Annotated in this window: 15 protein-coding genes; 12 read left to right on the forward strand and 3 right to left on the reverse strand. The window is 55.3% G+C overall.

The window, feature by feature from the left end:
* The first annotated feature begins 1 nt into the window (after window position 1).
* The 7 genes from hisF to EJ361_RS17355 all read left to right on the forward strand — a co-directional run bounded on the left by hisF (window position 2) and on the right by EJ361_RS17355 (window position 7,483).
* Window positions 2-757: an imidazole glycerol phosphate synthase subunit HisF gene (gene hisF, locus EJ361_RS17325; RefSeq protein WP_126246897.1), complete on the forward strand. Its 756-nt coding sequence runs from the start codon at window positions 2-4 to the stop codon at window positions 755-757.
* Between the two features lie 38 nt (window positions 758-795).
* Window positions 796-1,395, forward strand: coding sequence for a bifunctional phosphoribosyl-AMP cyclohydrolase/phosphoribosyl-ATP diphosphatase HisIE (gene hisIE / locus EJ361_RS17330; protein ID WP_126246898.1), 600 nt, complete (start codon window positions 796-798; stop codon window positions 1,393-1,395).
* A complete protein-coding gene (locus EJ361_RS17335; RefSeq protein WP_126246899.1) occupies window positions 1,392-2,477 on the forward strand; it encodes a TlpA disulfide reductase family protein in 1,086 nt (361 codons plus the stop codon). The genes hisIE and EJ361_RS17335 overlap by 4 nt, the downstream gene beginning before the upstream one ends.
* A 73-nt stretch (window positions 2,478-2,550) precedes the next feature.
* On the forward strand, window positions 2,551-3,702 hold the full coding sequence (locus EJ361_RS17340; RefSeq protein WP_126246900.1) for a TlpA disulfide reductase family protein: 1,152 nt from the start codon (window positions 2,551-2,553) through the stop codon (window positions 3,700-3,702).
* A 120-nt stretch (window positions 3,703-3,822) separates the two neighbouring features.
* A complete protein-coding gene (locus EJ361_RS17345; protein WP_126246901.1) occupies window positions 3,823-4,962 on the forward strand; it encodes a carboxypeptidase-like regulatory domain-containing protein in 1,140 nt (379 codons plus the stop codon).
* A gap of 61 nt (window positions 4,963-5,023) precedes the next feature.
* A complete protein-coding gene (locus EJ361_RS17350) occupies window positions 5,024-5,380 on the forward strand; it encodes a BlaI/MecI/CopY family transcriptional regulator (protein ID WP_126246902.1) in 357 nt (118 codons plus the stop codon).
* 24 nt (window positions 5,381-5,404) lie between these two features.
* Window positions 5,405-7,483, forward strand: coding sequence for a T9SS type A sorting domain-containing protein (locus EJ361_RS17355; protein ID WP_126246903.1), 2,079 nt, complete (start codon window positions 5,405-5,407; stop codon window positions 7,481-7,483).
* 85 nt (window positions 7,484-7,568) lie between these two features.
* On the opposite strand, the gene EJ361_RS17360 is transcribed toward EJ361_RS17355, so the two are convergent.
* On the reverse strand, window positions 7,569-8,615 hold the full coding sequence (locus tag EJ361_RS17360; protein WP_126246904.1) for a formylglycine-generating enzyme family protein: 1,047 nt from the start codon (window positions 8,613-8,615) through the stop codon (window positions 7,569-7,571).
* A gap of 92 nt (window positions 8,616-8,707) precedes the next feature.
* On the opposite strand from EJ361_RS17360, the gene EJ361_RS17365 reads away from it, so the two are divergent.
* Window positions 8,708-10,072 carry a GH1 family beta-glucosidase gene (locus tag EJ361_RS17365; protein WP_126246905.1) on the forward strand — a complete coding sequence of 455 codons (1,365 nt, stop codon included), beginning with the start codon at window positions 8,708-8,710 and terminating at the stop codon, window positions 10,070-10,072.
* 70 nt (window positions 10,073-10,142) lie between these two features.
* Here EJ361_RS17365 and EJ361_RS17370 read toward each other — a convergent pair whose 3' ends face one another.
* Together EJ361_RS17370 and EJ361_RS17375 are read right to left on the reverse strand one after the other, a co-directional pair.
* Entirely contained in the window at window positions 10,143-11,369 is a 1,227-nt protein-coding gene (locus tag EJ361_RS17370) for a hypothetical protein (RefSeq protein ID WP_126246906.1), read from the reverse strand.
* Window positions 11,366-12,664 carry a DUF4270 family protein gene (locus EJ361_RS17375; protein ID WP_126246907.1) on the reverse strand — a complete coding sequence of 433 codons (1,299 nt, stop codon included), beginning with the start codon at window positions 12,662-12,664 and terminating at the stop codon, window positions 11,366-11,368. The genes EJ361_RS17370 and EJ361_RS17375 overlap by 4 nt, the downstream gene beginning before the upstream one ends.
* Before the next feature lie 259 nt (window positions 12,665-12,923).
* Here EJ361_RS17375 and EJ361_RS17380 point away from each other — a divergent pair, with 259 nt between their 5' ends.
* From EJ361_RS17380 to EJ361_RS17395, 4 genes are all read left to right on the forward strand, one after another.
* Window positions 12,924-13,946: a Kelch repeat-containing protein gene (locus tag EJ361_RS17380; protein WP_126246908.1), complete on the forward strand. Its 1,023-nt coding sequence runs from the start codon at window positions 12,924-12,926 to the stop codon at window positions 13,944-13,946.
* Window positions 13,939-14,241, forward strand: coding sequence for a DUF4907 domain-containing protein (locus EJ361_RS17385; protein ID WP_126246909.1), 303 nt, complete (start codon window positions 13,939-13,941; stop codon window positions 14,239-14,241). The genes EJ361_RS17380 and EJ361_RS17385 overlap by 8 nt, the downstream gene beginning before the upstream one ends.
* Window positions 14,242-14,326: 85 nt before the next feature.
* On the forward strand, window positions 14,327-15,598 hold the full coding sequence (locus EJ361_RS17390; protein ID WP_126246910.1) for a sensor histidine kinase: 1,272 nt from the start codon (window positions 14,327-14,329) through the stop codon (window positions 15,596-15,598).
* Entirely contained in the window at window positions 15,573-16,265 is a 693-nt protein-coding gene (locus tag EJ361_RS17395) for a LytR/AlgR family response regulator transcription factor (protein ID WP_126246911.1), read from the forward strand. The genes EJ361_RS17390 and EJ361_RS17395 overlap by 26 nt, the downstream gene beginning before the upstream one ends.
* The last annotated feature ends 41 nt before the right edge of the window (window positions 16,266-16,306 follow it).

Below are 16,306 nucleotides of genomic sequence, written 5' to 3' on the forward strand. Positions count from 1 at the left end.
TATGCTCACGAAAAGAATCATACCCTGTCTCGACATCAAGGACGGGCGCACCGTGAAGGGCGTTAACTTCGAAAACATCCGCGACGCGGGCGACCCCGTTGAACTGGGGGCCCTCTACGCCGCCCAGGGCGCCGATGAGCTCGTGTTCCTCGACATCACCGCCACCAACGAGCGCCGCAAAACCCTCCACGCCCTCGTGACCGACATCGCGCGGCACATCAACATCCCGTTCACCGTGGGCGGCGGCATCGCTGCCGTAGACGATGTGAGCGTGCTGCTGGGCGCCGGGGCAGACAAAGTGTCCGTCAACACTGCGGCTTTCCGCAATCCGCAACTGCTCAACGACCTGTCGAAGGAATTCGGTTCCCAATGCGTGGTATTGGCCATCGACACCCGTTTCGAAGACGGCGACTGGTTCGTGTACCTCAACGGCGGCCGCGTAAAGACCAACACGCGCACCGAAGATTGGGCGCGCGAAGCCGTGGAGCGCGGAGCAGGGGAGATCCTGCTCACGTCCATGAACAACGACGGCACCAAACAGGGATTTGCGCTGGACATTACCGGCCGCCTCTCCCGGAGCCTCAACGTGCCCGTGATCGCTTCCGGCGGCGCGGGGACCATGGAGCATTTCGCCGATGTGTTCGAAAAAGCCGGGGCCGACGCTGCGCTCGCCGCCAGCATCTTCCATTACAAGGAAATGGAAATCCCCGATCTGAAAAACTACCTCTACCAAAGAGGCGTGCAGATCCGGTTTTAGTATTATAAATTTTTATTATTTTTAAACACGATTTACCCATGGAGGTGAATTTTTCGAAATCTCCCGACGGACTGATACCCGCCATCGTGCAGGATGCCATCACCCGGAAGGTGTTGATGCTCGGGTACATGAACCGCGAAGCGCTGGATAAAACGCTGGCCGGCAAGAAAGTGACCTTTTTCAGCCGTTCCAAAAACAGGCTGTGGACGAAAGGCGAGGAAAGCGGGAATTTCCTGCATCTTGTGAGCGCGGCGGTGGATTGCGACCGGGACACGATCCTTGTCAAAGCCAATCCCGTTGGGCCCGTTTGCCACACCGGCGCCGATACCTGCTGGAACGAAGCGAATGAAGACGACGGCCATTTCCTCAACCGGCTGGAACAGGTGATCCGCGACCGGAAGGAAAATCCCACGGAGAAATCCTATACGGCTTCGCTGTTCGCCAAAGGCATCAACAAAGTAGCGCAGAAAGTAGGGGAAGAAGCGGTGGAACTGGTGATCGAGGCGAAAGACGATAACCGCGACCTGTTCCTCGGCGAAGCGGCCGACCTGCTTTTCCACTACATGATCCTGCTGCAGGCCAAGGGTTTTACCCTCGAAGACGTAACTTCGATTCTGAAAGAAAGACATAAAAAATGAAAAAGATCGTATTCCTGCTGGCGATAACGGCGGCAACGGCAGCACAGGCGCAAATGAAAGTGAACGGGACGCTGAAGGGCGCGCCGGGACAGAAGCTCTACTTCGTCAGCGAAGATGGTAACTGGGCCGATTCTACCGTACTGAAAGCAGACGGCAAATTCGCTTTCGTGACGAACGTAAAACCCGCTGCAGACGCCATGTACGCGCTGTTCCTCGCCGGGGTCGACTTTCCGTCGCTCCTCGTGAGCGATCAGCCGGAAATTACGATCGATCTGGACGCGAAGGAATTCCCCGTTGCACAGTCCGTCAAAGCCGGCCAGCAAACCCGCTGGATGCAGGAATACCATAAAATCATGCGGCCTCTTCAGAACGAGGCGATCGCCCTGAACAACGAAGCCCGTTCCATCGGGCAGGATGAATCCGAAAAACAGGCTGCTTTCCGTACGAAGGCAGATGCTTTCGATAAGAAACTGCAAAATACGGCCCGGCAGTTCATCCGGGAACGCCCCCAGGCGATGGCCAGCCTGTTCCTGCTGTACGGCGATCTGCGCAGCCGCATCCCGCAATCGGATTTCGCCGGCATTTTCGAATCGCTCGATCCGAAAGTGAAAATGTCCAAACTGGGCAAAACCGTGGCCATGAGCCTCGCTTCCGAAGGGAAAACGTCCAGTCCGGTGGCGGCGCCCGATTTTTCGCAGGCCGATCCGGATGGGAAAATGGTCAGCCTTTCTTCCTTCCGCGGGAAATATGTGCTGATCGATTTCTGGGCCAGCTGGTGCGGGCCCTGCCGCCAGGAGAACCCGAACGTGGTAGCGGCATATAACAAATTCAGGAACAGGAATTTCACCGTTTTCGGTGTGAGCCTCGACAAGGATAAATCCGACTGGCTGCGTGCGATCAAGCAGGATAACCTCAGCTGGACGCAGGTTTCCGACCTGAAAGGCTGGGGTAACGAAGCGGCCGCCATGTACGGTGTTCGCGGCATCCCCCAGAACTTCCTCCTCGACCCGCAGGGCAACATCATCGCCGCCAACCTGCGCGGACCGGCTTTGGAACAAAAGCTGGCGGAAGTCCTCAAGTGACCGCTTATCAAATTGGGCTTGCTTTTCGGGCCCGGATTGGAGAAATTTGCGGTAGAATCTAAACAGTCACAACATGAAGAATTGGATACTTGCAGCCATGCTTTTCAGCCCGGCTGCAATGTTGTTTGCACAGGATAAGCCAGACGAAAAGATCAAACACATTCCGTTTACCGTTTCAGGCACAGTGGGAGAGCAGTCTTCCCCCACCAAATTCTACCTCCGGATGCGCATTGGCGGTCAGTTCGTGATCGACAGCGCCGTGGCCAATGGTGGCAAATTTTCCTTCAGGGGAAAGGTTCCCGAGCCACAGCAGGCACAGCTTTTTTCCGTGATCCCCGTTTCGAAGGAAGCGCCGGGCGGCCGGAAGGAAGTTGCATTGCTATTCATCGGGAAAGGCACCACCCGCGTGCATGTACCTGCTCCGGACCAGAAGGCGTCGGCAGATGGGACGGCCGTCCAGGATGCGTTCAACCAGCTCAACGACCTTACCCGCGCCATGGATAAAGACATGGAAGCGGCTGAGAAAGAATACCGCAAAGCCTGGGAATCGAAAAACGACGCCCGGAAGCAAAAGGCCGAAACGCGCATGGAGCAGATCGACGCATCGAAAACGGCTATCATGCAGAAATATTTGAAAGACAATCCTTCCAGTCCGATCGGGATGTTCGTCCTCAACCAGGTGGTGGGGTATGAGCTGGATGTGGACGTGGCGGAGCCGTTGTTCAAATCGCTCTCCAAAACCGTTCGCCGTTACCCGTCCGCAAAGGAATTTGCCTACCGGATAGAATTGGCGAAGAAAATCGCGATCGGTCAGCCGGCGATTGAATTTACGCAGAATGATACTACCGGTGCGCCGGTATCCCTGGCGTCTTTCCGGGGGAAATACGTGCTGGTGGACTTCTGGGCCAGCTGGTGCGGGCCTTGCCGGGCGGAGAATCCCAATGTGGTGAAGGCTTTTCAGCAGTATAAGGATAAGGGTTTTACGATCCTCGGTGTTTCGTTCGACGAAAAGCAGGACCGCTGGAAGCAGGCCATCCGTACCGATAACCTGACCTGGACGCATGTTTCCGACCTTAAGGGCTGGAAGAACGAAGTGGGTAAGCTGTATGGCATCCGCGCGATTCCGCAGAACCTGCTGATCGACCCGCAGGGCAAGATCATTGCGCGGAACCTCCGGGCGGAAGAACTGGGCAGAAAGCTGGAAGAGTTGCTGCCTAAGGAATAAAACAGATGTTAAAAGATATGGAAAGGTGACCGGTAGGCCGGTCACCTTTTTTTATGCCTTTCCTCAAAATAAATTTGGCGTTCTACGAATAATTCGTAGATTTACGATAGTGTCGTAGTTATGAAGTTTTATTTCCTGCTGATGGCCTTTTCCTTGCTGATCGCCAATGTGTATGCGCAAACGGTGGTGACGTTGCGGGGAACGGTGAAAGATGCCGGGGGGAAACCACTTCCATTCGCCAGTGTGTTCCTGAACCAGACAACGATGGGAGCGAGAACGACGGAGTCCGGGCGTTACGAGATCGGTAGTGTTCCATCGGGGCGATATGAAGTGATCGCATCGTATTTGGGATATGAGCCGCAGATCTTACCCCTGGAGCTGGTGGAGAATAAAACGCTGGACATCGTGCTGAAAGAGAAGCCGGGAGTGTTGAAGGAGTTGGTGGTGCGGCCGGACAGGGACCGGGAGTACTACATGCAGCTATTCAAAAAAGTATTCATCGGTGAAGGGGCGGTAGCGCAACAATGTAAACTGCTCAACCCGGACAGGGTGGAGTTTGAATATGACCGGGGTACGATGGAACTGAAGGCGAAGGCCGATGATTTCCTGGAAGTATCGAACCCGTCGTTAGGATATAACATCCGTTTTTTGTTAATCCATTTTGAGCACAGTCCGCGTACGGGTTATTCGATGTATTACGGTAATCCGTTGTTCGAGCCGATGAAGCCGCGCAGCAAGGCGCAGCAGCGGCGGTGGGAGAAGAACCGGGAGAAGGCATACCGGGGGTCGGCGCTGCATTTTTGCCGTAGCCTGATTGCGGGGAGTTACCGGGGCGAGGGTTTTACGATGCGGAAGCTGGTGCGCAGGCAGAAGGAGCAGGGGCAGGTGATCCATGCGCCACCGGATTCGGCGATGGGGATCATGCGAAGCCCGGTGTTCTCGCGGTCTGTGAGTTACCTGGGGCGGAAGGAGTTGCCGGTAGACAGTGTGTTGCGGAAAAGCGGACGGGATTATGTGCTGCGTTTCAGCGATCATTTGTATGTTGTTTACGGGAAGGAAAAGGAAGAAAGGCTGTATATCGAAAAGTACCTCCGCAGTAACGATAAGCCCGGGCCGCAGGTGTCCATTATGAAATTGTTGTCGCCGGAAGTGCGGATGGACGGCAACGGCAACCTGGAAGCGCCCATGGACGTAATATTCGAAAATTACTGGGCCTGGGAAAAACTGGCGGTGATGCTGCCACTGGATTACCGGCTCTGATATCTCATCATAGCGACGCCGAAGTCAAAGAAAAATTAGCGTCGCGCCAAATGGAAAATGTATGGATAAACTGACTAAACAGGAAGAAGCCGCGATGCAGGCGATCTGGAAAGCAGGGAAGGGTTTCGTGAAGGATTTCCTGGAATCGCATGCGGATCCCATTCCGCCCTATACCACCCTGGCTTCCACGATCAAGAACCTGGAAAAAAAAGGGTTCGTGGAGGCAAAGAAGATCGGTAACGTGTATGAGTATGCTCCCGCCATCGCGGAAGACGAATACGCGAAGAAGTTTATGAACAGCTTCGTGAAAGACTATTTCGAGAATTCTTACAAAGACCTCGTGACGTTTTTCGCGAAAGATAAAAAGATCAGTCCGGACGATCTGAAGGAGATCATCCGCATGATCGAATCGAAATAATTGCAGTACCTATAAACCGCTAGCATGTCGGCTCTATTTATTTATCTGCTCAAAGCCAATATCGCGCTTTGTTTGTTCTACCTGGCGTACCGGCTGGGGTTGCGGAGGATGACGTTTTACACGCTGAACCGCTTTTTCCTCCTGGGGGGTATCGCCTTTTCGTCGATGTTCCCGCTGGTAGACGTCAACGATTTCTTTTCGCGGAATGTGACACTTGCGGCGCAGGTGACCTATTATGTTCCCGACTGGACTACCTTGCAAAAGGTGGAATCCTTCACGGTGTGGACTTTGCTGGAATATACTTTCTGGGCGGGTGTGGCCGTGATGGCTTCCAGGTTCCTGGTGCAGATGGTGTCGTTACTGGTGCTGCACCTTCGCACGGAGCCGGACCGGCTGTTCGGCCAGGAGGTCCGCAGGATGAAGGGTTCGGTGACACCGTTTTCCTTCTTCCGCAAGATCTACGTGAATCCTGAATTGCATACGGAAACAGAACTGTTCTCGATCGTGAAGCATGAGCAGGTGCATGTGAAGGAGTGGCATACAGCCGATATCATGATGGGAGAGATTAATAATGTTTTTTACTGGTTCAATCCGGGCGCCTGGCTGATGAAGAGCGCCATCCGCGAGAACCTGGAGTTCCTGGCAGACAGGGCCATTCTCCGCAGCGGCATCAACCGGAAAGAGTACCAGTACAGTCTTATACAGGTGAACGCGTCGCAGTACGCGGCCGGTATCACCAACAGCTTCAATTTATCCCACATTAAAAACCGCATTTTTATGATGAATAAATCCCGGACCTCCCGCATTCAGCTTTACCGCTACGGCGTGTTGGGCTGCATCGTGTGCGGAGTGCTGCTGACGCTTAATTATACCAAAGCCGGCGCCGTAGTGCATGATGCCCTCCAGGAAGTAAAAACGGCACTCGTTCCAGGCGCGGCGGAGAAAGATTCCGTGTCATCGTCCGCAAATGGTGGTGATACCTTTGTAACAGTTAAGGGCACGATTCCGTCGGCAGATAGTTTCATTACGATTGAGGGAAAGTTTGGGGCTACGGATAATCTCATGACTGGTGAAGGCAAACCGGTGACGGCCTTCGGCAATGCCGTTACCTATCAAGGAGAACCAACCCCAGATACGGTTACGCCCCGTTCCGGACAGGTGGTAGAGCAGCCGAAACTTGCCGGCAAGGTATCTGGCGAACAAATGAAGCCCACCGTAGTGGAAGGGAAGCCTGTACCTAAAAAGAACGTGAGTGAAATACTCATGATAGGACCTTCGGGCAGAAAAGCAGAGCCGCTCATCGTGGTGGACGGCATCCCTCAAAAATCCGATGGTACCGGGACCCCTTTGAAAAACATGGATCCCAATAACATCGAATCCGTTTCAGTGCTCAAGGATGACGCCGCAACGTCTATATATGGCCCCTCCGGCAAAGACGGCGTGATTCTCATCACCACCAAGAAGCCCGGAAGCTATAAAGGCAGACCATTGGCTACCACCGTCGTAAAAAATGAATATGATGAAGTGCGCGAAGAAAGAGTGTGGGTTGATTCCGTAACCGGAAAACGGAACACCGTCATCACTGTAACCGGTACCCCCCGCCCGCAAGCCCGCTCAGGAGCGGCGCAAACGGTGAGAGAAGCGCCGCGCGTAGATGTTTCCAGGTTTTCGCCCGTCGCCTCTCCCGACAGCAGCGCCCGTCGCGCGAGGACCATATCCGGCGTCCGGTCGATGGAACTAAAACAGGAACCGCAGTATCGGCTCCGTACAGGTAACTCCAAAGACACTGTTTATAGAGTGGTCGTAGACGCTTATTCAAGAAAGATGGCCAGCACTGTACCTCCCGCTGCTTCCATCCAGACCGAACATTACCCGAACCCGACAAACGGCGTGGTAACGTTCGCCTACAGCCTGAGCAAGCCCGGCAAAGGAAACATTCGGGTTACCGATATCAACGGCCGCGAAATCTTCCGCAAATCCATCGATGGCTTGACCGGTAGCCAGAAAGAACAGATCAACCTTTCAGGTAAGCCCGCCGGCAGCTATATCGTAACGCTGACACACGATCACGCTACCATGACATCCCGTATCGTGAAACAATAAAAAAAGCAAGCTTCCGGTTAGCGGAAGCCTGCTTTTGCATATCTGACAGAAGGCAGCCTGCGGGCTGCTTTTTTTGAATGCTACCTCACCGGATACTCCGCGCACAACGGAAACCCAAATTCTCAAGTCCCGACGACGGCGTGGTTTTCATACGGGCGGTAACCCGGTAGCCGCGGCAATACTCATCGCTGCACATGAAAGACCCCCCGCGGATCACACGCTTCGGGTTGGCAGGATCGTCCGGGTCATTGGGAGCATTGGCGCCCGTAGGATTGTGCGTTTCGGCAGGCTCGGCTGCGTAATGGCGCGCATCGTACCAGTCGGCCGTCCATTCCCACACGTTGCCGGACATGTCAAACAACTGAAAACCATTGGCCGGAAAGGACTTCACGGGGGAAGTACCGTAGAACCCGTCGGTTTTGGTGTTCTCATATGGAAAATGACCGTTCCAGATGTTGGCTTTGGGTTTGCCGGTCTGGGGAGCTTCCGTACCCCAGGGATAAGGGACCCCGCTCTTGCCGCCGCGTGCCGCGTATTCCCATTCCGCTTCGGTCGGGAGGCGCTTCCCCGCCCACTTGGCGTAAGCCTGCGCGTCTTCCCACGACACATGCACCACCGGATGGTTCTCCAATCCCTTGATATCACTGCCCGGGCCTTTGGGATGCTTCCAATCGGCATAATGCTCGAAACTCCACCACTGCGTCACGTCGCGGAGGTCTACAGGCCCTTTCGTGGGCACGAAAACTAGCGAGCCGGGGAGCAGCATGGTGCTGTCCGGCTCTTCGGCGCCGGGAGGCAGCGAAGCCATGAGCTCCTCTTTGGAGATGGGGCGTTCGGCAATGGTCACATACCCGGTAGCTGCCACGAATTCCGCGAATTCCGCATTGGTGACCTCGTGGGCGTCCAGGTAAAAGGAATCGAGTTTTACGGTGTGCGCAGGATATTCGTCGGGCATTCCGCTATCGTCGTCGGCTCCCATCCGGAACGTTCCACCGGGGATCAGTACCATGGGATTGAGTTTGTCTACGGAGGGCGGTACTGCGGGCCGGCCCGGCTGTTTGGCCGCGGGCTGCTGGCAGGCGGCCAGCATGGCGCAGAGAACAACGATGGCTGATGTTTGATTCCGGATCATAATGGACACAAAATTAGGCATCTGCATTGTTAAATTGTTAATTTCCTTTGTCGGCCGATCCGTAGGGTGTTTATCCGTAACTTGTAACCGATATGGCTATTACGCGCGCTGATTTCGGACCGGACTTCCGGTGGGGCGTCGTGATCTCGGCCTTCCAGAACGAGGGTGCACATGATGCCGACGGCAAAGGCCCCAGCATCTGGGACGCTTTTACGGAAAGGCGCGGCAAGATCAAAGACCGCAGCCACGCCCGCACTACGACCGACTTTTACAACCGCTATCTCGACGATATCCTGCTGGCCCGGAGCATTGGCTTCGGGGTTTTCCGCTTTTCCCTTTCCTGGCCCCGCATCATGCCCGAAGGCACCGGCGCTCTCAATCCCGCGGGCATCGCGTTTTACCATCGTGTCATCGACGCCGTGCTGGCTGCCGGCATGGAACCCTACGTAACGCTCTACCATTGGGATTTGCCCCTCGCCCTCGAGAAAAAAGGCGGATGGTGCCACCGGGGAACGGTCCACGCGTTCGAATCATACGCCTCCGCCTGCGGCAGGGAGTTCGGGAGCAAGGTGCGCAACTGGATCGTGCTGAACGAGCCCTTCGGCTTCACCTCGCTGGGGTATATGCTGGGCGTGCATGCGCCGGGGAAGTTCGGGCTGTCGTATTTCCTGCCGGCCGTTCACCATGTCGCGATGGCCCAGGCGGTAGGTGGAAGGGCCCTCCGCGCGGAGGTGCCCGGAGCGCGCATCGGCGTCGCCTATTCCTGCTCGCAGATCATCCCCTTCACCGATAATGAAAACGATCGCGCCGCCGCCTCCCGCATCAACGCGCTCTTCAACCGGCTTTTTATAGAACCCGCGCTGGGAATGGGGTATCCGGACGGCGATTTTCCGCTGTTGGCCCGCATCGCAAGGCGCTACGCGCTCTGGCGCGATTGGGACCAGCTGCCCTTCGATTTCGATTTCATCGGCATACAAAACTATTTCCCGCTCGTAGTTCGCTACAACCCCTTCATGCCCTACCTCAACGCATCGGAAGTAAAAGCCCGCTACCGGAAGGTGCCGACCACGGCGCTGGGATGGGAAATCAGCGGAAACGGACTGTACAGCATCCTGCAACAGTTCGCTGCCTATCCGGGTGTAAAAGAGATCATGATCACGGAAGGGGGCGCGGCATTCGCCGACGTCGCTGAAAATGGAAAAGTACACGATCCGGAACGCATCGCTTATTACGATGAATATCTTCGCGCGGCGCTGCTGGCCAAACAGTCGGGCGTACCGCTCACAGGGTATTTCGCGTGGACGCTGACCGATAATTTCGAGTGGGCGGAAGGATACAACGCCCGGTTCGGGCTCGTTCATGTGGATTTCGAAACCCAGCGGCGGACGATCAAATCTTCCGGCCGGTGGTTCGCGGAGCTGTTGGGTAGTGGGGAACGGTTCCCCGGCGGGCAATAGCAAACCGGTTTTTTGGGGTCGCCGTATAAAGGTTTAAAGCGTGGTTTGACTGATTGCCCGCCGGAGCCGATTACATTTCTTTTCGTTTATAGAACCAGTTGTCGCGCAGGGAAAGATGCAGCACAACGTTCAGATAATTTTCCTGTACCAGCCCTTTGGTCGAAACGCCGCGTTGTCCGCCTTCCAGGCCCAGGTAATATCGCAGGTGCCCTGTTCTGCTGGGCAGCGAAAGCCCTGCGGAAACGCTGAAATCCTCCAGCGGCTGATTCTTCACGGAAATATAGTTTTTATGGAATGCCGCTCCGAGCTGGATCACGGCGCCTTCCGCTTCCCGCCCGTAAAAATCCAGCCGTTTGAAGGTATACTCCATTCCGCCGGCGTATCGCTCCGAATTTTTGTATTGAAAATTGGTGTTGCTTTTATTCAACCCTTCCCAGTTTTGCCGCTTGTAATCCGCCAGCCACGTGATGTTCCCGCTGGTGGCCGTGAGCCCGAGCCCAATCTGTTCGGGCAGTTTGTAGGAGGCTGCCACGCTTTTGTCCTGATACAGGATGGTTTCATCTGCCGCGCGGATAGAAAGCGTGCCGCTGCCGTTGAGCGTGGTCCCGAATCGATAGGTGGCGCCCGCACCGATCGTCCATTCTCCGATGCGGCCCTGGTATTGCAATCCAGCGGTGAAATTGAGGTTGCGATAGTAAACGTCCTGCGAAGTATGCACTTCGTCATTGGCCAGACTGTCTATGGTCTTGACGGGCCCGAATATGACGGCGGAAGAAACCCCCGCGCTGAAGTTTTTGGTGAGCCGAACGGAGTTACTGATATAAAACCGGTTCAAACCCCCGCTGCCGTCGATCGCGTTGCGCACGTTTTCGGAAGTGCCCTCGACGGGCGTGGTATTGAGCAGTTTGTAATCGATCCGGCTGTAAGGCATCAGTCCGACGCTGATCCCCCAGCGTTCGTGCGCCTTGAATCCGATCGCGAAACGCCTGAATGCGATGTCGCCGGCTGATTGCGTGTTGCTGGCGGTTTGATAGCTGACGGATTTACCGGCCATGCTCGCTTCGAAATAAAACATCTGCATGGGCAAAGCGCTGTACGAAGCGGGATTCTGTTCATTGAGGAACTGCCCCGACGGCCGCGCGGTGCCGGCGCTTCCCACGCCGAAGTTACGGCTGTAATCGCGCTCGTCCAGGTCGCCGATCCCGAACGCGGAATACAGCGAGTTGACGCCTTTCTGTGCAACGGCGCTTCCCGTGAAAAACAACACAAAACCGGCGGTAATATAAAAACGCATCATTTGTACAAGAGGTAATAGATCTTCAAATATGCCCGGTATCCTTCATGTTTGGCGTCTCCCAGCACCAGGCGGTTCAGCTGCGAGTAGTAATCCCCGGAAGCGGGGATCGCCAGGAGCCCCTGGTAATTGGCGTCGCCGCCCGTTGCAATGGCCGTGCAATACGTGGTAACATCGTAGGTGTATTTCGTGTTTTCGGGATACAGCAGGTCGGTCACCAGGTTGCCGTATTGATAGCCGGAAACGGTCGACAGGGTATCGGTCACCACCTGGTCTTTGGTGGCGGTGCACAACGTGATCCGCGGGGGAAGGGCGTACTGCGGATAAGTGCCGCTGACGGGCCGCAGCTCCAGCGTGGCCTGCATCACCTTTCCATATTTGCCTAGCAACGGCAGCCCTGTGAGCGAAGGAAAATCGAGGCGCGTCACCATGCCCGACAGCGATTGCACCCAGGTGCGGTTACCGGCGTCGCTGCTCAGGATGCCCGCCGGCCCGGGAATCAAACTGGCCAGCGGGGTATTGCTCCTGTCAACATGCACTTCGTTGTATTGCAGTTCCGGATTGCCGATCGGAAATTCGATCGTATACTTTTCAATTTCTGTCGTGGAGATGTGATAATGCAGCCGCATCACCACCGCACTGTCTGCAGCGGGAACGCGGAACACCGCGGAGCCGCGCGTAGCGCGCAATTGCAGGCCTTTCATGTAATCGAGGAAAAGCACGTCGGTAGACACGTCTTCCGATTTGGTGCGGATCTTTTCCATCAACTCCCGCCCGAATGCATCGCGCAGGCGCAACCGGATGGAATCGCCACGGCGGGGAAGGATGGGGAAACTTTCCCGTGCGAGCGGCGTGGCTGCATGAGGGAATACCTGATGCGTGTAGAATCTTGTCTGATCATCGTCCAGCTCCAGCGGCCGCGCCAATTGATAAACGCTCCATTCCTGGTCGCGTAGGGTATCGCCATAGGAATAGGTGTCGGGCCGGAAAATGATTTCGATGGAATCATATACCATACGATCGTCGAGGTCCGGAAATGAATGGGGCCGGGCCACGCGGAAGTTGGCTGCCACATCGATACGGCCCGTTTCGGGATCGGAATATCCACCTGTCACGAGGTAGCCCGTGCCGGAAGAGGGAACGGAATCGAGCTGGATGGTGCGCATCCCGATGCCGATCGTATCTATGAGTGAGTAGTGGACATTGCCTCCGGGGGCTACGTCTTCGTATTCGAACCCGCTTTTGTCACAAGCCGCGAGACCGGTGATCGCGGCCATCGCCAGAAGTTTCCATTTCATATCGCCGCAATGATAAAAGACGGAGGCGCACGCGGAAGACGGGAATATGCGGCCCGGGGTTTTTTGTCGATCATTCCCCGGAATTATCCGTCCAACGCCTGAAACCAGCCGGGAAAGGGCTTTTTGGGGCTGAACGACAAAAGCGGCTGACTGGCAGATGAAAACACGGGATTGGTCATGCCACACGGCTGTTCCGTCTATTTTAAAGTACCTGTAACAGTTCGCCGGATAATTTTGACCGGGTTAAAACACTATTTCTATGCAGAAAGGAAAATTATTAGGATGGATGCTGGCGGCGGTACTTTTGTCGGCATGTAAAAAAAGCGACGATACGGAAGACGAGAACAACGGTAACTGGAAGGAGCTGCCGGAGATGTCGGCCTCGCCCCGTTCCGAAGCCGTAGCATTCGTTATCGGCGATACGGCGTACGTGGGCACGGGGTTCGACGGCGAAAAGCAATTGCGTGATTTCTGGAAATACAATCCCGCCAACGGCTGGAGCCAGTCGGCGAGCCTCCCGGCAGGCGCGGCCGCACGCAGCAGCGCCACCGCTTTCGTCATAGATAAGAACGCGTATGTGGGAACGGGGTTCGACGGTAAAGTGCGCCTCAACGATTTCTGGAGCTACAATCCCGGCAAGGGCTACTGGGAAAAGAAGGCGCCGCTCGTAGGGCCAGACCCCTCCATCAGCCTCGCCCGCCGCGATGCCGTTAGTTTCACCGTCAACGGAAAAGGGTACGTGGCCACAGGGAGCGACGGCAGCGGTACCAAAGACGTCTGGATGTACGATCCGCTGGCCGATAAATGGATCGCGCGGCAAAGTTTCGGCGGCAGCAAACGCACCGAAGCCGTGGCTTTCGTGCTCGGCAAAAACGCCTACATCGTAACCGGCACCAACAACAGCGAACTTAAAAACGACATGTGGATATACGACGCCGATGCCGACAACTGGACACAGAAGCATAAAATCGCCAACGTGTCTGACGACTCGTTCGACGATGATTACAACATCGTGACCACCCAGGCGGTGGCCTTCACGGTCAACAACAAAGCTTATGTGGTGACCGGGACAGGCAACGGTATCAGCAAAGCTACCTGGGAATACGACGGTGTTGCCGACCGGTGGACGCAGGTGCGCGATTTCGAAGGCGCCGCAAGGTACGGTGCCGTGTCTTTCGTGCTGGGAGGCAAGGGCCACGTGGCTTCCGGAAGAACGGGCAGCCTCCAGCTCGACGATATCTATCTTTTTGAACCGAATACGACCTACAACGAAAATGACTAGGCAGTCCATCGCAATACTGCTCACACTGGCCGCGGCCGGCTCCCTGATTTCGTGCAGGGAGCGGCCGTACCGGTTGGTGACGGAGCCATGGAAAGAAGGGTGGGCGTACCGCATTACCTATCGCGGCCGCCCCATGATCTACCAGGCGCATATCCCCGCGGTGCCGGGTTTTCACCCGTTCCGCTCGCAGTCAGACGCGAGCCGGACAGGCACCCTCGTGCTGCGGAAACTTGAAAGCGGAAGCATGCCTGCGCTCAGCCTGGAGGAGATCGATAGTTTACAGATCACTAGGTAATTTTAACACTTGGTTAAGAACCCGGGAACCTGTTTTAACACTTGGTTAAGACTATTGTGGCGTAAGTTTATGCCGCATCACACCTATGATATTCTGGAGGAAAATATTCGGTAACCGGCTCGTCGTAATTAGTTTGCATATCGCGGTTTGGGTGTTGCTGTTCCTCTTCCCGTTTTTTGTATACCGGATTCGTGTAGATGATCATTTGTTTTATTGGAAGGAAGGGGTGAACACGCTGTTCATCGTTGGACTGTTTTATCTGAATTATTACGTATTGATCCCCCGTTTCTTCACGCGCAGGCGTATCGGCATTTACATCGGACTGGTGTTGCTGGCGCTGGCGGGGATCGGGTTGCAGCAGGTGTTGGTGGAATACACGTTCCTCCGGCAGCTGGGTGTGCGGGATGGGCGGCCGTTCGTCATATCCGGAAGGATTGGCGGCGGAGGCGTGTTTGCCGTGCGGGCGCGGACTGCAATGGCCTGGGCGGATGCCGTCGGGCCGGGGCAGACCATGCATTTCGCGCATGATTCGGCCATTGCGTTTACGAAAACCGAGATCGTGGGCGATAATACGGTGCTGCCGCCTGTTTTCCGTCCGGGGATGCGCGAGCGGGGGATTTTCGGAATGTTCCTTTTTTCCGATATATTCCGCAAATCGGCCACGTTTACTTTGCTGGTGCTGTTCATCGGCGGGTTCATCAAAGTGGCGATGCAATGGTTCAAAAGCGAGCAGCAGAAGGAAGCCCTGAAAGTGGCGAACCTCAATGCAGAATTGCGTTTCCTGCGATCGCAGATCAATCCGCATTTTCTGTTCAATAGTCTGAATACGGTATATTCCCTCGCTCACCGGCAAAGCCCGGAAACGGAGCATGCGCTGGTGAAGCTGTCGAACATATTGCGTTACATGATTTACCAGAGTAACGAAGACCAGGTGCTCCTGGCCAACGAAATCCGCTACCTGGAAGATTTTATCGACATGCAACGCCTTCGCCTGGCGAAAAGTATTCCGGTCGAAGTCCATGTTTCCGGCGATCCGGCAGGGCTGCGCATTGCGCCGATGTTGCTGATCCCGTTCGTGGAGAATGCATTCAAGCACGGCGTGAGTTATGAAGAACCCGCATGGATCAGTGTGGGGCTGGAAATTTCGGAAGGGGGGCAGTTGCGGCTGACGGTGCGGAACCGGTTGCTGGAGCGGCGGATAGCGGAGAAAGGGGGCGTGGGATTGGGGAATACCCTCAAGCGACTCGAACTGATGTACAAAGATGCACACGAGATCACAATCAGAGAGCAGGGAGACGAATTTATTGCAGACTTAAAAATCGCTTTGAAACATGATGAAGTGCATTGCGTTGGATGACGAGCCGCTGGCTTTGGAGATCATCGCGGATTTCGCGGCCAAGGCGCCTTTCCAGATGGAGTTGACGGCGTTTACGAATGCCTCCCGGGCGCTGGGGTTCCTGCAGCAGGAGCCGGTAGACCTGATTTTCCTGGACATCAAGATGCCCGACATCACGGGGATCCAGTTCATTAAATCGCTGAAACGGCCGCCTATGGTTATTTTTACCACCGCATACGAGGAATATGCGCTGGACGGGTACAACCTGGATGTGGTGGATTACCTCCTCAAGCCCATTGCCTTCGAGCGATTTATCAAAGCGGTCACCAAGGCGCAGGAATACCGTTCCATCGCATCTCCCCGCCCGCCCGAAACGGATTATATATTCGTGAAAACAGAGTACCGCATCATCAAGGTGAACCTCGAAGACATCCTCTACATCGAAGCCCTGAAAGACTACATCAAAATATACACGGGCAGCCAGCCCATCCTCACATTGAAAAGCCTGAAATCTTTCGAGTCGCGTTTGCCGAAAGACAAATTCATGCGCGTACACCGTTCCTACCTCGTGGCGATGAACAAAATCAATTCCGTGGAGCGCAACACGGTGATGATCGCCAATCAGTCCATCCCCATCAGCGAAGGCTACCGCGACAAATTTTATGACGTCATTACACGGCATTCCTGACGTCAAAAGGTATTAATACCATTTTCAAAAATAACCGGCGG

This window comes from Chitinophaga rhizosphaerae, assembly GCF_003958645.1.
Lineage (GTDB): Bacteria > Bacteroidota > Bacteroidia > Chitinophagales > Chitinophagaceae > Chitinophaga > Chitinophaga rhizosphaerae.